Source organism: Apilactobacillus intestinapis (assembly GCF_049166695.1).
Taxonomy (GTDB): domain Bacteria; phylum Bacillota; class Bacilli; order Lactobacillales; family Lactobacillaceae; genus Apilactobacillus; species Apilactobacillus kunkeei_C.
Genome location: NZ_JBMHFD010000035.1, coordinates 1 through 520, shown reverse-complemented (window position 1 = coordinate 520; position 520 = coordinate 1). Strand labels below are relative to the sequence as shown.

Genomic DNA, 520 nt, shown 5'->3' with positions numbered 1-520 from the left:
AGGCTTCTTCCGCAGTAGAAGTTGGTCAAATTTCTGGTGCAGTGGGGACTTTTGCAAACATCCCACCGGTCATCGAAGAATCAGTCTGTGACTTGCTTGGCCTCAAGAACCAACCAATTACCAGTCAGGTTCTACCACGTGATTTACATGCTGATTATCTTTCGACGATCACCTTAATTGGCTCTTCTTTGGAAAATTTTGCCACTGAAATCCGCTCCTTACAACGAACTGAAATTCGCGAAGTTCAGGAATTCTTCGACAAAAAACAAAAGGGTTCGTCCGCCATGCCCCACAAGCGAAACCCAATCGGTTGCGAAAATATCTCTGGTTTGGCACGGGTTCTTCGTGGATACCTCGTTCCAGCCTATGAAGACATTACACTCTGGCATGAACGGGATATCTCACACTCATCCGTCGAACGCATCGTTCTTCCCGATGCAACAACCTTGATTGACTACATGTTAACCCGCTTTACTAAAATTTTAGCCCAGCTTGAGGTTTACCCAAACCGGATGAAAGA

Annotated in this window: 1 protein-coding gene; it reads left to right on the top strand. The window is 45.8% G+C overall.

Features of this window, described 5'->3' with window-relative positions; genetic code table 11:
• The coding region (locus ACOMA7_RS07720; protein ID WP_421393157.1) for a lyase family protein at positions 1-520 on the top strand (520 nt) is incomplete at both ends.